The following is a 1,018-nucleotide window of genomic DNA, read 5'->3' as shown; positions in this document are numbered from 1 at the left end:
TATAATGAAGACGGCGAGTATGTCTTGTGGCTTGCGGAAACCTACAACACGTGGAGTGAAGCCAGCGATCATCTCGATCTTATCATTCGAACCGAGGAAGGCGCCGTGGGCGGTTTTGTCAGTCCCTATTATTATGTTTTCGGCCTCCATCAATATTTGGAGCAAGGCACCTACATCCAAAGCGCATACGATCTGGGCGCCGGATGGTCGCTGATGTTCCCTTCGCTGGAGTGGCAGGAGACCTACTTGTATTTCCATGACGGAAATGGGCAGTCTTATCAGGTCGAAAACAAACAATTTCCAGACAAATCGGATAGTCCGAATAAACCGCTGGACCCAAACGGCACCAACTTGAAAAACTATACAGGGAAAGACGTGCAGCTGATCGAGGACAGTGGCAGCTATACCAATGGACAAGACAGCTCTGCTTACGTATTCATTGGCAGCGACAAGCGCAAATCCTACTTCAGCTCAAGCGGGAAACTGCTGGGAATTAAAGACCGACTTAACAACGAAATCAAGTTTACGTATGCTATTCGGGAGAGCTCGCTCGGCAGCCTGTCCAACCTGCAGCAAATTACCGACAGCATCGGACGTACGATCACATTTACGTATGAGCATACGCTCGACAAGCCTGCCTTCGATCCGACGCACGGGGAGAACATCACCGTGCAGGTACGCGATCCTGACGGATCGCAAAGCACCTTCTTCCAGTACACGAAGCGACGCGATCAGCTTACAACCCATGTGTCCTCAGGGGGAGGCGTGGATACGTGGTATGTTCCCTACTTATGGAAGGTTACGGACATTGAAGGAGATATCACGACCTATGACTATGAAATTTCCAACAATGCGTATGCGTTCTACCGTCCAGCCTACAGCAACGCTGCGACGGTTCCGGTCAAGCTGCTCGAAGCTGTTCAATACCCGTACTCCAGGACAGTCTACACCTACGATAAAGTTATTCGGGATCTAGGCAAGTCTGGCGATATCGAAATGAATCGAGTCGCTTCGCGTC

General features: G+C 50.4%; 1 pseudogene. It reads left to right on the top strand.

What is annotated here, in order from left to right:
- Positions 1-1,018: pseudogene (locus AC6ROY_RS25415) on the top strand (hypothetical protein); the annotation flags it as partial.

It is taken from the genome of Paenibacillus sp. sg306046, from assembly GCF_059821225.1.
The sequence above is the reverse complement of the archived record's forward strand: the minus strand, read 5'-3'. Positions and strand labels throughout refer to the sequence as shown.